At 74.5% G+C, this 15730-nt stretch carries 15 protein-coding genes; 10 read left to right on the top strand and 5 right to left on the bottom strand.

The features are described from left to right. Positions 1-26: 26 nt before the first annotated feature. Together ACGFH9_RS24465 and ACGFH9_RS24460 are read right to left on the bottom strand one after the other, a co-directional pair. Entirely contained in the window at positions 27-443 is a 417-nt protein-coding gene (locus ACGFH9_RS24465; RefSeq protein WP_354860120.1) for a DUF2795 domain-containing protein, read from the bottom strand. A gap of 91 nt (positions 444-534) precedes the next feature. Further along, the gene (locus ACGFH9_RS24460; RefSeq protein ID WP_393223314.1) at positions 535-1521 is read right to left on the bottom strand and encodes a YihY/virulence factor BrkB family protein; all 987 of its coding nucleotides are present in this window, start codon (positions 1519-1521) and stop codon (positions 535-537) included. A 178-nt stretch (positions 1522-1699) separates the two neighbouring features. On the opposite strand from ACGFH9_RS24460, the gene ACGFH9_RS24455 reads away from it, so the two are divergent. Next, positions 1700-2101 carry a ChaB family protein gene (locus ACGFH9_RS24455; protein ID WP_393223311.1) on the top strand — a complete coding sequence of 134 codons (402 nt, stop codon included), beginning with the start codon at positions 1700-1702 and terminating at the stop codon, positions 2099-2101. 102 nt (positions 2102-2203) lie between these two features. Here the strand turns inward: ACGFH9_RS24455 and ACGFH9_RS24450 are convergent, their stop codons facing one another. Next, positions 2204-3637, bottom strand: coding sequence for an aldehyde dehydrogenase family protein (locus ACGFH9_RS24450; protein ID WP_393223308.1), 1434 nt, complete (start codon positions 3635-3637; stop codon positions 2204-2206). Positions 3638-3709: 72 nt separating this feature from the next. Here ACGFH9_RS24450 and ACGFH9_RS24445 point away from each other — a divergent pair, with 72 nt between their 5' ends. Then, positions 3710-5320, top strand: a complete 1611-nt coding sequence (locus tag ACGFH9_RS24445; RefSeq protein ID WP_393223305.1) for a phytoene desaturase family protein — start codon at positions 3710-3712, stop codon at positions 5318-5320. Positions 5321-5397: 77 nt separating this feature from the next. Here the strand turns inward: ACGFH9_RS24445 and ACGFH9_RS24440 are convergent, their stop codons facing one another. Both ACGFH9_RS24440 and ACGFH9_RS24435 read right to left on the bottom strand, forming a co-directional pair. After that, the gene (locus ACGFH9_RS24440; protein ID WP_393223302.1) at positions 5398-6165 is read right to left on the bottom strand and encodes a polyprenol monophosphomannose synthase; all 768 of its coding nucleotides are present in this window, start codon (positions 6163-6165) and stop codon (positions 5398-5400) included. A 144-nt stretch (positions 6166-6309) separates the two neighbouring features. Then, positions 6310-6738 (bottom strand): SRPBCC family protein, encoded by a 429-nt coding sequence (locus tag ACGFH9_RS24435; protein ID WP_393223299.1) that lies wholly within the window; start codon positions 6736-6738, stop codon positions 6310-6312. A 173-nt stretch (positions 6739-6911) separates the two neighbouring features. Between ACGFH9_RS24435 and ACGFH9_RS24430 the strand changes: the two genes are divergently transcribed. The 8 genes from ACGFH9_RS24430 to ACGFH9_RS24395 are packed head-to-tail and all read left to right on the top strand — an operon-like array spanning position 6912 to position 15578. Continuing rightward, positions 6912-8576: an HAD-IIIA family hydrolase gene (locus tag ACGFH9_RS24430; protein WP_393223297.1), complete on the top strand. Its 1665-nt coding sequence runs from the start codon at positions 6912-6914 to the stop codon at positions 8574-8576. Then, positions 8573-9547 (top strand): glycosyltransferase, encoded by a 975-nt coding sequence (locus ACGFH9_RS24425; RefSeq protein WP_393223294.1) that lies wholly within the window; start codon positions 8573-8575, stop codon positions 9545-9547. The genes ACGFH9_RS24430 and ACGFH9_RS24425 overlap by 4 nt, the downstream gene beginning before the upstream one ends. Continuing rightward, the gene (locus tag ACGFH9_RS24420) at positions 9532-10749 is read left to right on the top strand and encodes a glycosyltransferase (protein ID WP_393223290.1); all 1218 of its coding nucleotides are present in this window, start codon (positions 9532-9534) and stop codon (positions 10747-10749) included. Before ACGFH9_RS24425 ends, ACGFH9_RS24420 begins: the two co-directional genes overlap by 16 nt. After that, on the top strand, positions 10746-11429 hold the full coding sequence (locus tag ACGFH9_RS24415; RefSeq protein WP_393223371.1) for an SIS domain-containing protein: 684 nt from the start codon (positions 10746-10748) through the stop codon (positions 11427-11429). The genes ACGFH9_RS24420 and ACGFH9_RS24415 overlap by 4 nt, the downstream gene beginning before the upstream one ends. Before the next feature lie 16 nt (positions 11430-11445). After that, complete coding sequence (locus ACGFH9_RS24410; RefSeq protein WP_393223287.1) at positions 11446-12969, top strand: PfkB family carbohydrate kinase; 1524 nt, start codon at positions 11446-11448, stop codon at positions 12967-12969. Continuing rightward, positions 12966-13667 (top strand): SDR family oxidoreductase, encoded by a 702-nt coding sequence (locus tag ACGFH9_RS24405; protein WP_393223284.1) that lies wholly within the window; start codon positions 12966-12968, stop codon positions 13665-13667. Before ACGFH9_RS24410 ends, ACGFH9_RS24405 begins: the two co-directional genes overlap by 4 nt. Beyond that, a complete protein-coding gene (locus ACGFH9_RS24400; protein ID WP_393223281.1) occupies positions 13664-14617 on the top strand; it encodes a glycosyltransferase family 9 protein in 954 nt (317 codons plus the stop codon). The genes ACGFH9_RS24405 and ACGFH9_RS24400 overlap by 4 nt, the downstream gene beginning before the upstream one ends. Further along, positions 14601-15578, top strand: a complete 978-nt coding sequence (locus tag ACGFH9_RS24395) for a DNA topoisomerase IB (protein WP_393223279.1) — start codon at positions 14601-14603, stop codon at positions 15576-15578. The genes ACGFH9_RS24400 and ACGFH9_RS24395 overlap by 17 nt, the downstream gene beginning before the upstream one ends. Positions 15579-15730: the final 152 nt, after the last annotated feature.

The following is a 15730-nucleotide window of genomic DNA, read 5'->3' as shown; positions in this document are numbered from 1 at the left end:
GCTGCCGGTCGGATCGGGGGTGATCCCTACCAGCGGGTTGTCTCGTTCTTGTTGCCGAGCGCGGCCCACACCTCGGAGACCGTCTGGTACTCGGTGCCCTCGGGGAGCCGTTCCAGCGCCGCCACGATGTCGTCGGGCGCCTCGTTCTCCCGGGCGCTGGCGATGAGCACCAGTCGGTCGCCGGGCAGCGCGCTCATGGAGATGAACCGGCCGAGCCGGCTGCGCTGCTCGACGTCGGTGGAACTCATCCCCTGCGGGGTGCCGGTGCGCAGATCGCCGGCCGGTGCCGTGGTGGTCTCCGGCTGGTCCTCGCCGGCCGGCTCCGGCACCCGGGACTCGTCGACCCGAGAGCCACCGGTCCCCGGCCCCTGCACGAGGCCGCTGACCTCCTGGCTCATCTGCTCGTCGATCCTCGGTCCGTGCTTGCTGTTGCCACGCTCCATGCCTTCTGCGCTACCCGGCACCCCGCCCGGTAAACCGGCACCCGGTCACGAACCGGCCCCCGGGTCGGACATCCGGGCGGACAACCGGCCGTCAGTCGTCGGCGGCCCTGCGCGGTGGCAGCACCGGACCGTCCGGGTCCTCCTCGCCCGCCTGCAACTGCCGGCCGCGCTGCACCTCGGCGTTGATCTGCACGCCGAGCATCAGGGCGCTGTTCGAGAGGTAGAGCCAGACCAGGAACGCGATGGCCGCGCCGAGGCTGCCGTAGGTGGTCTTGTAGGTGGCGAAGTTCGCGACGTAGAAGCCGAAACCGAAGGACACCACCGCCCAGGAGAGCAGGGCCACCGCGCCACCGGGGGTGAGCCAGCGGAAGCGGGGTTGGCGCACGTTCGGGGCGATCCAGAACAGCAGCGACAGCAGCACCATCATCACCAGGGCGAGCACCGGCCACTTCGCGACGCTCCACACCGTACGAGCCAGGCCACCGGCGTTGATCAGGTCGCCGACCGCGTCGGTGACCGGGCCGCTGACGATCAGCGCGAGGGCGACCACCGCGAGCAGCACCAGCGTCACCGCGGCCAGGCCGATCTGCAACGGCCGCAGCCTCCAGACGGGCCGGCCCTCGTCCACCCCGTAGATGGCGTTCGACGCGCGGGTGAACGCGCCGATGAAACCCGACGCGGACCACAGGGCACCGAGCAGACCGAAGCTCAGCAGCACCTTGGTGTTGCTCTGCTGGAGCACCACCGAGCGGATCACCCCGACCACGCCGCCGTCCTCGTCGGCCACCACCGATCCGGCGCCCACCTGGTTGGCCAGGTCGACCACGGTGTCGAGGGTCCGCTCACCCGACGAGACCAGGCCGACCAGCGCCACCACCACGATTGCCGACGGAAAGAGAGCCAGCACCCCGTAGTAGGTGAGGGCGGCGGCCCAGTCCGAGCAGTTGTCGTTCACGAAGTTCCGCACACTGCGGACCAGCACCCCGCGCCACGTCCGCCAGCTCAGTTGACGGACCCGGCGGGGCACCCGCGTGCCCTGTCCACCGCCGAGCGTCGTACCGGGCTCCGTGGTCGTCATGCCCGCTCCCTGTGCCCCGGCCACCGGATGACCGGTCGTCCGGTCGGGCCTGGTGCGGCCGGTACCCGGAGCGGGAAATCGACAAACCCGTCCGGTGCCCCGCCGGGGCCGCTAGGGTTTGCCGCCGCGCTCTCCGGGAACGGTCATCGTCACCCTGTCGACACTTCAGGAGGACGAGATGCCCGCGCGCGAGGACATGCCCAGCACGCTGCGACGCTCCTCGGACAAGGCGCAGCGCACCTGGGAGAAGACGCACGACTCGGCGGTGGAGACCTACGGCGAGGGCGAGCGGTCGCACCGCACCGCCTTCGCGGCGGTGAAGCACCAGTTCGAGAAGGTGGGCGACCACTGGGAGCCCAAGGGCCGCAAGGGCCCGAGCGACAGCCAGGCCGCCGGCGGTGGCCCGGAGCGACGCGCACCCACCGCCGGTGGGGTGGACGCCAACGCCAGCAAGGACCACCTGATGTCGGTGGCCCGCAGGCTGGACGTGCCGGGCCGGTCGAGCATGACCAAGTCGGAGCTGGTCACGGCCATCGAGAAGGCCAATGACCGGGCGACCCGCAAGGCTCGGGGCGACTGATCCCCGCGCAGCGCGGCACGGGGCGGACGCGCCACCCCTGCGCCCGCCCCGTGCTGTGCGCCGCCGTTCCACTCACCACCGATCCACTCGCCGCCGTTCCACTCACCACCGCCCGCCGCCGGGCGCCTCGATGTGCACCGCCTTCGTGGCCGTGAACTCGTCCAGCAGCTCCGGGCCGTAGCCGAAGCCCTGACCGCTGGCCCGACGCGGATGCGCGGCCCCGCCCGGTGCCCCACCGAACACCGCGTTGATCTTCACGGTGCCCACCGGCAGCTCCCGCCAGGCCCGCTGCGCATGGCTCATCGACGCGGTCAGCACCGTCGCCGCGAGCCCGTACGGGGAGTCCGCCGCGCAGGTCAGCGCCTCGTCGAAGGAGTCGACCACCACCACCGGGGCGACCGGGCCGAACGTCTCCTCGCGTACCAGTGCCATGTCGTGCCGGCAGTCGGTGACCACGGTGGCCGGATAGTAGGCCCCCGGTGAGTCCGGCAGCTCGCCGCCGGTGCGTACCCGTGCGCCGGCCGCCACCGCTGCGGTCACCTGCCCGTGCACGTGGTCGCGGTGCCGCCGGTCGACAAGCGGGCCCAGGTCGGTGCCCGGGTCGCGACCCGGCCCGACCCGCAGCGCGTCGGCCCGCCGCACCAGCGCCGCCACGAAGTCGTCGGCGACATCGCGGTGTACGTAGATCCGTTCCACCGCGACGCAGATCTGCCCGGCGTTGGCGAACGCGCCGAGCGCAGCCTGTTCCGCCGCCCATCCGGGGTCGACACCCGCGTCGACGACCAGCGGGTCGCTGCCGCCGTTCTCCAGCAGCACCTTCGCGCCGGTACGGGCAGCGGCCGCGGCGATCTTGCGCCCGGTGGCGGTGGAGCCGACGTGCGCGATCACGTCCACGTCCTGTGCGGCCAGCGCCGCACCGACCTCCGGGCCTCCGGTGAGCAGGGACAGCACACCGGCCGGTAGCGCCTCGTCCAGGGCCCGGGTCAACAGCCAGCCCGTCGCCGGCGTCCGCTCGCTCGGCTTGTAGAGCACCACGTTGCCGGTGACCAGGGCCGCGCCGAGCAGCCCGCACGACACCGCCACCGGGTCGTTCCAGGGGGTGATCGCAGCCACCACGCCGCGCGGCTGCGGAGTCATGAAGTCCACCGCGTCGGTAGCTCCGTGCAGCGTCCGCCCGCCGCGCAGCGGCGCGAGTTCCGCGTACTGTCGCAGGGTGCCGATGCCCGCCTCGACGCCGCCGCGGGCGTCCGCGAGGGGCTTGCCCATCTCCGCGGTCACCGCCGCCGTCAGCTCGTCCGTGACCGCCGCGACCGCGTCCGCGGCCCGGTGCAGCGCGGCCGCCCGCTCGGCCGGCGCGGTCGCCGCCCACTCGTCGGCCGCCTCCCGCGCGGCCTGGGCCGCCTTACCGACCTCGTCGGCCGTTGCGATGGGTGCCGAGGTGACCGGTTCCCCGTCCGCCGGATCGTGCACGACCAGCTCGCCGCCGGCCCCGCCCGCGCCCCACACCCCGCCCACCAGCTGCGCAACCGTGTACATGCGGCGCTGGATGCCCGAGCGCCGGCGAGACAAACGCGTTTCGCCCGGTTCCGCGCCGGGTAGGCGGATCGGGTGACTACCACCGGCGCGCAGAGCGCGGACGCCGTCGTCGTCGGCGCCGGACACAACGGCCTGGTCGCGGCGAACCTCCTGGCCGACGCCGGGTGGGACGTGGTCGTGTTGGAGGCGACCGCCGTGCCCGGCGGCGCGGTCCAGTCGGCCGAGGTGACCGCGCCGGGCTATCTGAGCGACCTCTACAGCTCGTTCTACCCCCTCGGGTACGCCTCGCCGGTGCTCGACGGTCTCGACCTGGGCCGCTACGGACTGTCCTGGCGGCACGCGCCGGACGTGCTGGCACACCTGTTGCCCGACGGCCGGGCCGCGGTGATCAACCGGGACCCGGACGCCACGGCCGCCTCGTTGGAGCAGTTCGCCCCCGGCGACGGGAAGCGCTGGCTGAACGCGTACACCGACTGGCTCGACGTGGCCGAGCCGATGCTGACCACGATCACCACTCCGTTCCCGCCGGTACGCGGCGGGCTGGGCCTGCTACGCCGGCTGCGGGTCGCCGGAGCGCTGCGGCTCGCCCGCCGACTCGTGGTGCCCGTACGCAAGCTGGGCGACGAGCTGTTCGACGGCGCGGGTGGGCCGGCGCTGCTCGCCGGGTGCGCCCTGCACACCGACCTGTCCCCCGAGGAGGCCGGCTCCGGCGTGTACGGCTGGCTGCTGGCCATGCTCGGCCAACAGGTCGGCTGGCCGGTGCCCGACGGCGGCGCACGGCGGATCACCGACGCGCTGGTGGACCGTCTCGCCGAACGCGGTGGTCGCATCCTGTACGGCGCGCGGGTCGACCGGGTGCTCACCGCGCGCGGCCGGGCGGTGGGCGTACGCACCGAGGGCGGCACGCTGTGGCGGGCCCGGCGGGCCGTCCTCGCCGACGTGCCGGCGCCGGCGCTCTACCTCGACCTCGTCGGTGCGGCGGCCCTGCCGTCGCGGCTGGTCGAGGACCTGGCGCACTTCCGGTGGGACGGCTCGACGCTGAAGGTCGACTGGGCGCTCTCCGCTCCGGTCCCGTGGACCAACCGGGCCGTCGCCGGTGCGGGGACGGTGCATCTCGGCGCGGACCTCGACGGGCTGACCCGCTACGCCGGCGAGCTGGCCCGCAGCGAACTGCCCCGCGACCCGTTCCTGCTGGTCGGGCAGATGTCCGTGGCAGACCCCAGCCACTCGCCGCCGGGCACCGAGTCGCTCTGGTCGTACACCCACCTGCCGTTCCGGCAGAACTGGCGAACCGAGGACATCGCCGGGCACGTGCAGCGCATGGAGGACGTGCTCGAAGCGGCGGCCCCGGGCTTCCGGCAGCTCATCGTGGGTCGGCACGTGGCCGGGCCCGCCGACCTGGAGAAGGGTGACCCGAGCCTGGTCGGTGGCGCGTTGGGTGGAGGCACCGCCGCCGCGTACCAACAGTTGTTCCTGCGCCCGATTCCCGGCCTGGGCCGGGCGGACACCCCGGTGGACCGGCTCTTTCTGGCCAGTTCCTCAGCGCACCCGGGCGGTGGGGTGCACGGTGCACCGGGCGCGAACGCGGCCCGCGCGGCCCTGGCCCGCGACCGCGCCCTGACCGGGCGCGCCTACGCGGCGGCGATCTCCACCGCCCATCGAGCGGTCTACCCCCCGACCTGACGCGGTGATCAAGAGGTTCGCGTCACCGGCGAGCCGGAATCTGGCGCGAACCTCTTGATCAATGGTGGGAAGAGCCGTCAGGACGTGATGTTGCGGTGCTTGCTGCGCAGGCGGAACGGCATCAGCGCGCTCTCGACCTTGGTCGCGGTGGTCATCTTGGAGACGCCGTCACGCCGCTCCTCGAAGCGGATCGGGACCTCCAGGATCGTGTGCCCGAGCTTGGTGGCCAGATAGTGCATCTCCACCTGGAAGCTGTAGCCGTTGGACTGCACCCGGTCCAGGCCGATGTCCCTCAGCGCGTCGGCCCGCCAGATCTTGAAGCCGGCGGTCAGGTCACGGATGCGCACCCGCAGCAGCGTGTGCACGTAGAGGTTCGCCCAGCCGCTGAGCGCCCGGCGGTACAGCGGCCAGTTCTCGTCCAGCTCGCCACCCGGCACGTACCGGGAACCGATCACCACGCCGGCCTGGGTGGAGAGCAGCGCGCCCAGCATCCCCGGCAGCGCCTCCGGCGGGTGCGACAGGTCGGCGTCCATCTGGGCCACGAACTCGGCCCCGCCCTCGATCGCCCGGGTCATGCCGTCGACGTACGCCCGGCCCAGGCCCTCCTTGCCGGCCCGGTGCATCACCTCGATCCGCTCCGGGTACTCGATGGCCAGCTTGTCGGCCACCTCCCCGGTGCCGTCGGGGGAGTTGTCGTCGGCGACGAGGATGCGCAGTCCCGGCAGCGGCAGCGCGAGCAGCCGCTCGACCAGCGCCGGCAGGTTGCCCGCCTCGTTGTAGGTGGGTACGACGACTGTCAGGTGTGCGTCTCGCCACGGCGACGGCAGCTGGACGGGCTCGATCATGTCGGACATCCTCGGTTTGCGGACACGGCTACCCCAGAGGGTAGCCAGTTGCCCGACCCGGATTGAAAAGGCTCCCCGTCCGTCGGGCCGACCGCTGGTGGCGACACCCTCAGCGCAGCGCGCCGGTCACCACCACCGTCCGCGTCACCGGGAGATCTTCCGTCGGACGGCGATGTCGGAGAGTCGGTCCAGCGTCTCCCGGTTCCGCAGGTGCAGCACGAGGTCGTTGGCCTTGTTCTGGACCCAGCGCAGCGGGCCGGCCGCGAAGTCCTCACCGATACGGACGCGGGTAGCGCCCTCGTCGACGGGCTCCAGGGTGAACGCCACGATCGCCTCGCCGGCCGGCCACAGACCGGCGCGCAGCACCAGCCGGTGCGGCGGCTCGCAGACCAGCACGGTCGAGGCGTCCTGCAACGAGAACGGCCACGGCCCGGCCCGGTGGTGCAGCTGGCTGCCCACGCGCGGCCAGGCGTCGTCCACGTCGCGCACGTGCGCCGTCCCGACCACCCAGTCGCTGTACGTCCACCCGTCGGCCAGGACGTCGAACACCTGCTGCGGGGGAGCGTCGATCACTTTCTCCACTATCGCCACTGGACTCCCATACCCGCGCCCCGACGGCGGCTAACGGGCCGACGGGTTAGCTTCTCGGAGGCGGTGGGTAAGGCCGACCTGGGGCACCGCCGGCGGCGTGGCCCACGGCGCTGACGACGACGTTTACTCCTTCGGGCGCCGGGAACCCGCCGGCTGTGCGACAGGACCAGGAGGATCCGTATCAGCGCAGGTCAGCCCGGGTGTACGCCGGTGCTGGCCAGGTTGGTCGCGGATCCGACGCAGGCGTCCTGTACGACGCGGTCCTGCTCGACCGTGACGGCACCCTGATCGAGGACGTGCCGTACAACGCCGACCCGGAGAAGGTACGCCCGCTGCCGGGGGCGCGGGCGGCGCTGGACCGGTTGCGGGCTGCCGGCCTGCGCCTGGCGGTGGTGACCAACCAGTCGGGCCTGGCCCGGGGCTACTTCGACGAGGAGCAGATGCGGGCGGTGCACGCCCGCGTCGAGGAGCTGCTCGGTGGCTTCGACGCCTGGCTGGTCTGCCCGCACGACGACGCCGACGGCTGCGACTGCCGTAAGCCGGCGCCCGGTCTGGTGCACGCCGCCGCCCGGGAGCTGGGCACGAGTGCGTCGCGCTGCGTGCTGGTGGGTGACATCGGCCGTGACGTGGGCGCGGCGCTGGCCGCCGGCGCGGCCGGGGTGCTGGTGCCCACCCCCGTGACGCGGCCGGAGGAGATCGCCGCCGCCGGCTGGGTGGCGACCGACCTCCCGTCCGCGGTGGACGAGATCCTGCGCCGTCAGCGGGCCGTGCGACCCGCGCGGACCGCCGACAAGGTGGGTACGGCGCTGGTGGTGCGCTCCGACTCGGCCGGGGACGTGCTCGTCACCGGGCCCGCGATCCGCGCGGTCGCGGCCGGCGCGCAGCGGGTGGTGCTGCTCTGCGGCCCCCGTGGACGTGCCGCCGCCGAGCTGTTGCCCGGCATCGACGAGATCATCGAACACCCGCTGCCGTGGATCGATCCCGCACCCGCACCGGTCGACCCTGACGCCATGCGCCGCCTGACCGCCCGCCTCGGGGCCGTCGGCGCGGACGAGGCGGTGGTGTTCACCTCGTTCCACCAGTCCGCCCTGCCGCTGGCGCTGCTGCTGCGCATGGCCGGGATCACCCGGATCGCCGCGATCAGCGACGACTACCCGGGCGCGCTTGTGGACATCCGCCACCGGGTGCCGGTGGGCGTTCCCGAACCCGAGCGCGCGCTCTCCCTCGCCGCCGCGGCCGGCTACCGGTTGCCCGCCGGCGACGAACCCGTGCTGCGGCTCCGCGACGACGCCGTGGCGCCCCGCCCGGCCGCCGTCGGTGACCCCGGCTACGTGGTGCTGCATCCCGGCTCGGCCGCGTCGAGTCGGGCCTGTCCGACCGAGCTGGCGGCGCGGATCGCCGCCGCGCTGACGGCGGCCGGGCACCGGGTGCTGGTCACCGGCGGACCCGACGAGCGCACGGTCACCGCCCGGGTCGCGGCGGCGGGCGGCACCGACCTGGGCGGTACGACCGACCTGGCCGGACTGGCCGCGCTCGTCGCCGACGCCGCCGCCGTGGTGGTCGGGAACACCGGACCCGCGCACCTGGCCGCCGCGGCCGGTGTGCCGGTCGTGAGCTTGTTCGCGCCGACCGTCCCCTTCGGGCAGTGGGGGCCCTACCGGGTGCCCACGGTCCGGCTCGGCGACGCGAACGCGCCCTGCCGCGACACCCGGGCGGCGGCCTGTCCGGTCCCGGGGCACCCGTGCCTCAGCGGCGTCGACCCGGCCGAGGTGGTCGAGGCGGTACGGACGCTGACAGCCAGCGGCGGTGGCATCCGATGAACATCCTGCTCTGGCACGTGCACGGCTCCTGGACCACGTCCTTCGTGCACGGCAGTCACCGCTACCTGATTCCCACCACACCCGACCGGGGTCCGTACGGCCTCGGCCGCGCCCGCACCTATCCGTGGCCGGACAGCGCCGTCGAGGTGGCCCCCGACGACCTGCCCGGCACCGACGTCGATCTGGTCGTGCTGCAACGCCCGGAGGAGATCGACCTGGCCGAGCAGTGGCTGGGACGGCGTCCCGGGCGCGACGTGCCCGCCATCTACGTCGAGCACAACACCCCCAAGGGCGACGTCCCCAACACCCGACACCCGATGGCCGACCGCGGTGACCTGCTCGTCGCCCACGTCACCGGGTTCAACCAGATCTTCTGGGACACCGGCGCGACCCGTACCAGGGTCATCGACCACGGCATCGTCGCGCCGGCCGTGTCGTACACGGGTGAACTGGACCGGCTCGCCGTCGTGATCAACGAGCCGGTGCGGCGGGGACGGGTCACCGGCACGGACCTGCTGCCCGAGTTCGCCGAGATCGCGCCCCTGGACGTGTTCGGCATGGGCGTCGCGGGCCTCGCCGACCACCTCGGACTGCCCGCCGACCGGCTCACCAGCCACGACGACGTGCCCCAGGACCGGATGCACGCCGAACTGGCCCGCCGGCGGGCGTACCTGCACCTGTGCCGCTGGACCAGCCTCGGGCTCAGCCTCATCGAGGCGATGGCGATCGGCATGCCGGTCGTCGCGCTCGCCACCACCGAGGCGGTCACCGCCGTGCCTCCGGAGGCGGGCGCCCTCGCCACCCGGATGGACGTCCTGCTCGACGCCGCCCGCCGGTTCATCGCCGAGCCGGCGGCCGCGCGTCAGGCCGGCGTGGCGGCCCAGGCCGCCGCGCGCGACAGATACGGCCTCGACCGTTTCCTCGCTGACTGGGACCGGCTGCTGGAGGAGGAAGTATGCGGATCGCGATGATCTCGGAGCACGCCAGCCCGCTCGCCATCCTCGGAGGCGAGGACGCCGGCGGCCAGAACACCCACGTGGCCGAGCTGTCCGCCGCGCTCGTCGCCGCCGGGCACGAGGTACGGGTGTACACCCGCCGGGACGCCCTCGACCTGCCGGTGACCGTTCGGGCCCCGGACGGGTACGACGTGGTGCACGTGCCGGCCGGACCGGCCGAGCCGGTGGCGAAGGACGCGCTGCTGCCGCACATGCGCGAGTTCAGTCGGTGGCTCGTCGAGCGGTGGCGGGGTGGGGACTGGACGCCCGAGGTGATCCACGCGCACTTCTGGATGAGCGGCCTGGCCGCGTTGACCGCCGGACGACAGACCGGCGTGCCGGTGGTCCAGACGTACCACGCGCTGGGTACGGTGAAACGCCGCTACCAGGGCGTGCAGGACACCAGCCCGGCCCGGCGCATCGCCTACGAACGGGAGCTGGGCCGCTCGGTGGACCGGGTGGTCGCCCAGTGCCGCGACGAGGTCGGCGAGCTGGTCCGGATGGGGGTGCCCCGGTCCCGGATGACTGTCGTGCCCTCCGGCGTCAACCTCTCCTCGTTCGCCCCGCTCGGGCCGGTCGCCGACCGGGAGCCGGGTCGCGCCCGCATCCTCACCGTGGGCCGGCTGGTCGAGCGCAAGGGCTTCCAGACGGTCGTCCGCGCGATGGCGCTGGTGCCCGACGCCGAGTGCGTCGTGGTGGGCGGGCCACCCGAAGGGCTGCTGGAGACCGACCCGTACGCCCGGCGGCTGCGGGCCCTCGCCGAGTCGTGCGGGGTCGCCGACCGGGTGCACCTGGTCGGCGCGGTACCCCGCGAGGAGATGGGCCGCTGGTACCGCTCGGCCGACCTGCTGGTCGCCGCCCCCTGGTACGAGCCGTTCGGGTTGACCCCGCTGGAGGCGATGGCGTGCGGCGTGCCGGTCGTCGGCACCGCCGTGGGCGGTATCCGCGACACCGTCGTCGACGGTACGACCGGTGACCTCGTGCCGGCCCGCGACCCCAACGCCCTCGCCGCCGCGATCCGAGGGCTGCTCGACGACCGCATCCGCCGCTTCCGGTACGCCACGGCGGCCCGCGAGCGGGCCCGGTCGCGCTACTCGTGGCAGGTCACCGCCGAACGCCTCACCGAGGTCTACAACGAGGTCGCCGCCGTACGCCGGCCGACCCGGGTGGTGGCCTGATGCCGGCGGTCAGCCCGCTCGAGGAGCACCTGACCAACCTCGCCGCGGCACTGGGCCCGTACCGCCGGTGTGAGCCGCAGTTGGCGCGCTGGGGCGCTCTCCTGGCGCACCGGCTGGCCGGCGGCGGACGGCTGCTCGTCGCCGGCAACGGCGGCAGCGCCGCCGAGGCCCAGCACCTCACGGCCGAGCTGGTGGGCAAGCTGCACGACGACCGCCAACCGCTGTCGGCGATCGCCCTGCACGCCGAGACCAGCGCCGTGACGGCCATCGCCAACGACTACGGCTACGCCGACGTCTACGCCCGTCAGGTGCGGGCCCACGGTCGACCCGGCGACGTGCTGCTGCTGCTCAGCACCAGCGGCGCCAGCGACAACCTGCTCACCGCCGCGCACGCCGCGCGCGACGCCGGCCTGACCACCTGGGCGCTCACCGGACCCGCACCCAACCCCCTCGCGGACGCCTGCGACGAGGCGCTCACCGTGTCGTCGGCCGACACGCAGGTCGTCCAGGAGCTGCATCTCGTCACCAGTCATCTGATCTGCGAGTACCTCGAGAAGGAACTGCCCGTGGCGCTGGCCGCCACCGAGCCCGCGACGGCCGGTCGGCTCGCGTCCGAGCCGGTACGCAGCGGGGTCGAGGTGGTGCTCGACGGCCCGGCCGCACAGCAGATCGACGCGTGAGGATGAGGAGGAAAGCGTGAGGGGACCCGTGGTGGTCGTCGGGGACACTCTGCTCGACCGGGACGTGGAGGGGCTGGTGAACCGCCTCTGCCCGGACTCCCCGGTGCCGGTGCTCGACGAGACCTCGGCCGTCGACCGGCCCGGTGGCGCCGGCCTGGCGGCGGTCTTCGCGGCGTCGCAGGGGGCCGACGTGGTGCTGGTCACCGCGCTCGCCGACGACGCCGGGGGCGCGCGGCTCAGCGCGCTGCTCGCCGCCGCCGGCGTGCGGGTGTACCCGCTGGCTCTCTCCGGCGCGACGCCGGAGAAGATCCGACTGCGGGCCCGGGGTCGGGTGCTGCTGCGCCACGACCGGGGCGGCGCCTCCGGTGAACCGGGCCAGCCCTCCGACGAGGTGCTGCGGGTGCTCGCCGCCGCGTCGGCGGTGCTGGTCAGCGACTACGGCCGGGGGGTGGCCCGGCAGCCCGCGCTGCGCGCCGCGCTGGCCGCCACCCGTGCGCCGGTCGTCTGGGATCCGCACCCGCGCGGGCCGGCGGCGGTGCCCGGCGTGCACCTCGTCACCCCGAACGAGTCCGAGGTACGCGAGCTGGTCCCGACGGTGCCCGGCGCGTCCCGCCTCGCCACCGCATCCCAGGGCGCGCAGGGGCTGCGTCGACGGTGGCGGGCGGGTGCGGTTGCGGTGACGCTGGGCGGGGACGGCGCGTTGCTCTGCCACGCCGGATCGACGCCGCTGGTGGTGCCCACCGCAGGCAGCGCCGAGGGCGACACCTGTGGGGCGGGTGACCGGTTCGCCGCGGCCGCCGGTCTCGCACTGGCACAGGGCGCGCTCGTCTCCGAGGCGGTGCAGGCGGCGGTCGCCGAGGCGTCCGCGTACGTGGCGGGCGGGGGAGTGGCCACGGCCCTGCCGGCCCCCGAACGGGCGGTCGGCGTGCGCGCCGAGGCGGGCCCGCGCGGCTCGCGCTGGGGCACGAGCCAGCCCGGCGGCGAGCGGGTGGGTGTGGCGGCGGTCGCCGCGCTCCTCGCCGAGGTACGGGGCGACGGCGGCACGGTGGTGGCCACCGGAGGTTGCTTCGACCTGCTGCACGCCGGGCACGTGGCGACGTTGCAGGCCGCCCGGCAGCTCGGCGACTGCCTGATCGTCTGCGTGAACTCCGACGACAGCGTCGCCGGGTTGAAGGGGCCGCAGCGGCCGGTGCTGCCCGAGGGCGACCGCGCCCGGCTGCTGGCGGCCCTGAGCTGCGTCGACGCCGTCGTCGTCTTCGACGAGCCGACGCCCGAGGCGGTGCTGTCCTGGGTACGCCCCGACGTCTGGGTCAAGGGCGGCGACTACGCGAGCGGTGTCGGCGACGCGGCCACGCTGCCCGAGGCGGAGGTGCTGCGCCGGTGGGGCGGGAACACGGTGGTGGTGCCGTACCTGGACGGTTGCTCCACCAGCGACCTCATCGCGCGTTCCGCCGCCGGGCAGGCCGTCGGCGCGGGCGGTGAGCCGCCGCCGGTCGGCGTCACCACCGAGGTCACGTCGATGCCGGAGCGGACCCGATGACCGCCACGCGACCCGACGCCGGACCAGCCGTCCTGGTCACCGGCGGCTCCAGCGGACTCGGCGCGGCGGTGGTCGCGGCGGTGGCCGCCTCCGGTGGCCGCCCGCTCGTGCTGGACCGGCAGCCGCCGGCCGACGGCGTGGACTGGACCGAGTGCGACCTCGCCGACACCCGCGCCGCCGAGGCGGCCACCCGGCACCTCGCCGAGCAGGCCGGTGGCCTGGACGCGGTGGTCACGGCCGCCGGCATGGACGTGCCGGGTCGCCTCGCCGACGTGCCGGGGGAGACCTGGGACCGGATCGTCACCGTGGACCTGCTGGCCACGGCCGCGGTGATCCGGGCCGCGTTGCCGTTCCTGCAGACCTCCGCAGGGCGCATCGTCACGGTCGCCTCCACTCTGGGCGTCAAGGCGGTCGGCGACGCCACCGCGTACTGCGCGGCGAAGTTCGGCGTCGTCGGGTTCACCCGTGCGCTGGCCGCCGAGCTCGCCGGTCAGGTCGGGGTCACCCTGCTCATCCCGGGCGGGATGCGCACCGCGTTCTTCGACGAACGCGACCCGCAGTACAAGCCGGGACCGGACGCCATCCTCAACGACCCCGTCGACACGGCCGCTGCGGTCATGTTCGCGCTCCAGCAGCCGCCCGGCTGCGCCGTACGCGAGATGGTCGTGTGCGCCGATCAGGAGACGTCGTACCCGTGATCCTCGTGCTGCGCGCCCTCGGCGTCGGCGACCTGGTCACCGCGGTGCCCGCGCTGCGGGCGCTGCGGGCGGCGTACCCCGGTCGGGAGCTGGCGCTCGCCGCGCCGGCCGGCCTGGCTCCGCTCGTCGACCTGGTCGGTGGGGTCGACCGGCTGGTGGACACCGCCGGGCTGGACGCGCCGGTCCGGCCGGGCCGCGCCCCGGAGGTCGCGGTGAACCTGCACGGGCGCGGGCCGGAGTCACACCGGCTGCTGACCGCCGCCCGTCCCGGGCGGCTCCTCGCCTTCGCCAACGCCGTCGCCGGGTTCGACGACGGCCCGCGCTGGGCCGACGACGAACACGAGGTGGACCGCTGGTGCCGGCTGCTGTCCTGGTACGACATCCCCACCGACCGCCGCGACCTGGGCCTGCGCCGGCCCGAGCCGGTCGGCCTGCCGGTCGGCGCGACCCTGCTGCATCCGGGTAGCAACGTTCCCGCCAAGCGGTGGCCCGCCGACCGGTTCGCGGCGCTGGCCCGGGCGCTGCGCGAGCGGGGGCACCGGGTGCTGGTCACCGGCTCGGCCGACGAACGCGCGCTGGCCGGACGGGTGGCCGAGGCGGCCGGTCTGCCGCCGGCAGCCGTGCTGGCGGGCCGGACCGACCTCGGCGCGTTGGCCGCGCTGGTCGCCGACGCCCGGCTGGTGGTCAGCGGTGACACCGGTGTGGCGCACCTGGCCACCGCGTACGGGACCGCGTCGGTGGTGCTCTTCGGGCCGGTGCCCCCGGCGGCGTGGGGTCCTCCACCGGACCGGCCCCGACACCGGGCCCTCTGGGTCGGCGAGGGGGATTGGCCCAGGTGGGACGGGGTAGGAAGCCACCCGACATTGACGGCTCTGCCTCTCGACGAGGTGCTGGCCGCCGTGGACGAGGTGGAGAGGGTGGTGCGGGTCTCCGGTGCGGTTGCGGCGTAGCGATCCGGGTCGGCCCGGTTACGGGCGACGCCGGCGCGGTAAGGGCTGGACCTTCGTCGACCCGAGTGGTGCCGTCGTGCGTGATCCGGCCACCCGGGCGCGGTTGAACGACCTCGTGATCCCTCCTGCCTGGCAGGACGTGTGGATCGCGCCGCATCCGAACGGCCACATCCAGGCGATCGGTATCGACGCGGCCGGGCGCAAGCAGTACCTGTACCACCCGGTGTGGCGGGAGAAGCAGGACGCGGCGAAGTTCGACCACATGCTGGAGGTGGCCCGACGGCTGCCGGTGCTGCGTGAGCGGGTGGGGCAGGACCTGGGCAGCCGGGGGCTGACTCGTGACCGGGTGCTGGCCACCGTGGCCCGCCTGCTCGACATGGGGATGTTCCGGGTCGGCAGCGACCAGTACGCGGCCGGCGACGACCCGACGTTCGGGGTGTCCACCCTGCGCCCGGAGCACGTGCGGACCCGGGGCGGCTGTGTGGTCTTCGAGTTCCCCGCGAAGGGCGGCATCGAGCAGGTACGCCGGATCGAGGACCCGCAGCTGTGTGAGGTGCTGGTCAACCTGCGCCGTCGTCGCCGCACGGCGGACCGGCTGTTCGGCTACTGGGACGGCCTCCAGTGGCGGGACGTGCGCAGCGACGAGGTCAACGGCTACCTGCGCGACGCCAGTGGCGGCGAGATGACCGCCAAGGACTTCCGCACCTGGCACGCCACCGTGCTCGCGGCGGCCGAGCTGGCCGCCGCCGACCCGGCCCGCTCGGTCACCGCTCGGCGCAGGGCGGTGGCGGGGGTGATGCGCGCGGTGGCGGAGCTGCTGGGCAACACACCGACGGTGGCGCGCACGTCCTACGTGGACCCGCGGGTCGTCGATCTCTACCAGGACGGGGTGGTGGTGCCGATCGACGCGGACGCCCCCCGCGAGGAGGTCGAGCGGGTCGTGTTGGAGCTGCTCGAGTAGGCCTGACCGGCCCCGCCGACGATCCTGGGGGGGAAGCGACGGGGCCGGAGCCTGGGCCGGGGGCGGCACCGGGCGGCCGCCCGCCGCGTGCTGCGGCGGGCGCCTCGCCACGGCCCCCGTTCGCGACCGAAGCGGGCCCGGGTGCGCGGGCG

The sequence above is a fragment of the Micromonospora sp. NPDC049102 genome (assembly GCF_043197485.1).
Lineage (GTDB): Bacteria > Actinomycetota > Actinomycetes > Mycobacteriales > Micromonosporaceae > Micromonospora.
This window is presented reverse-complemented; position numbering and strand designations above follow the sequence as displayed.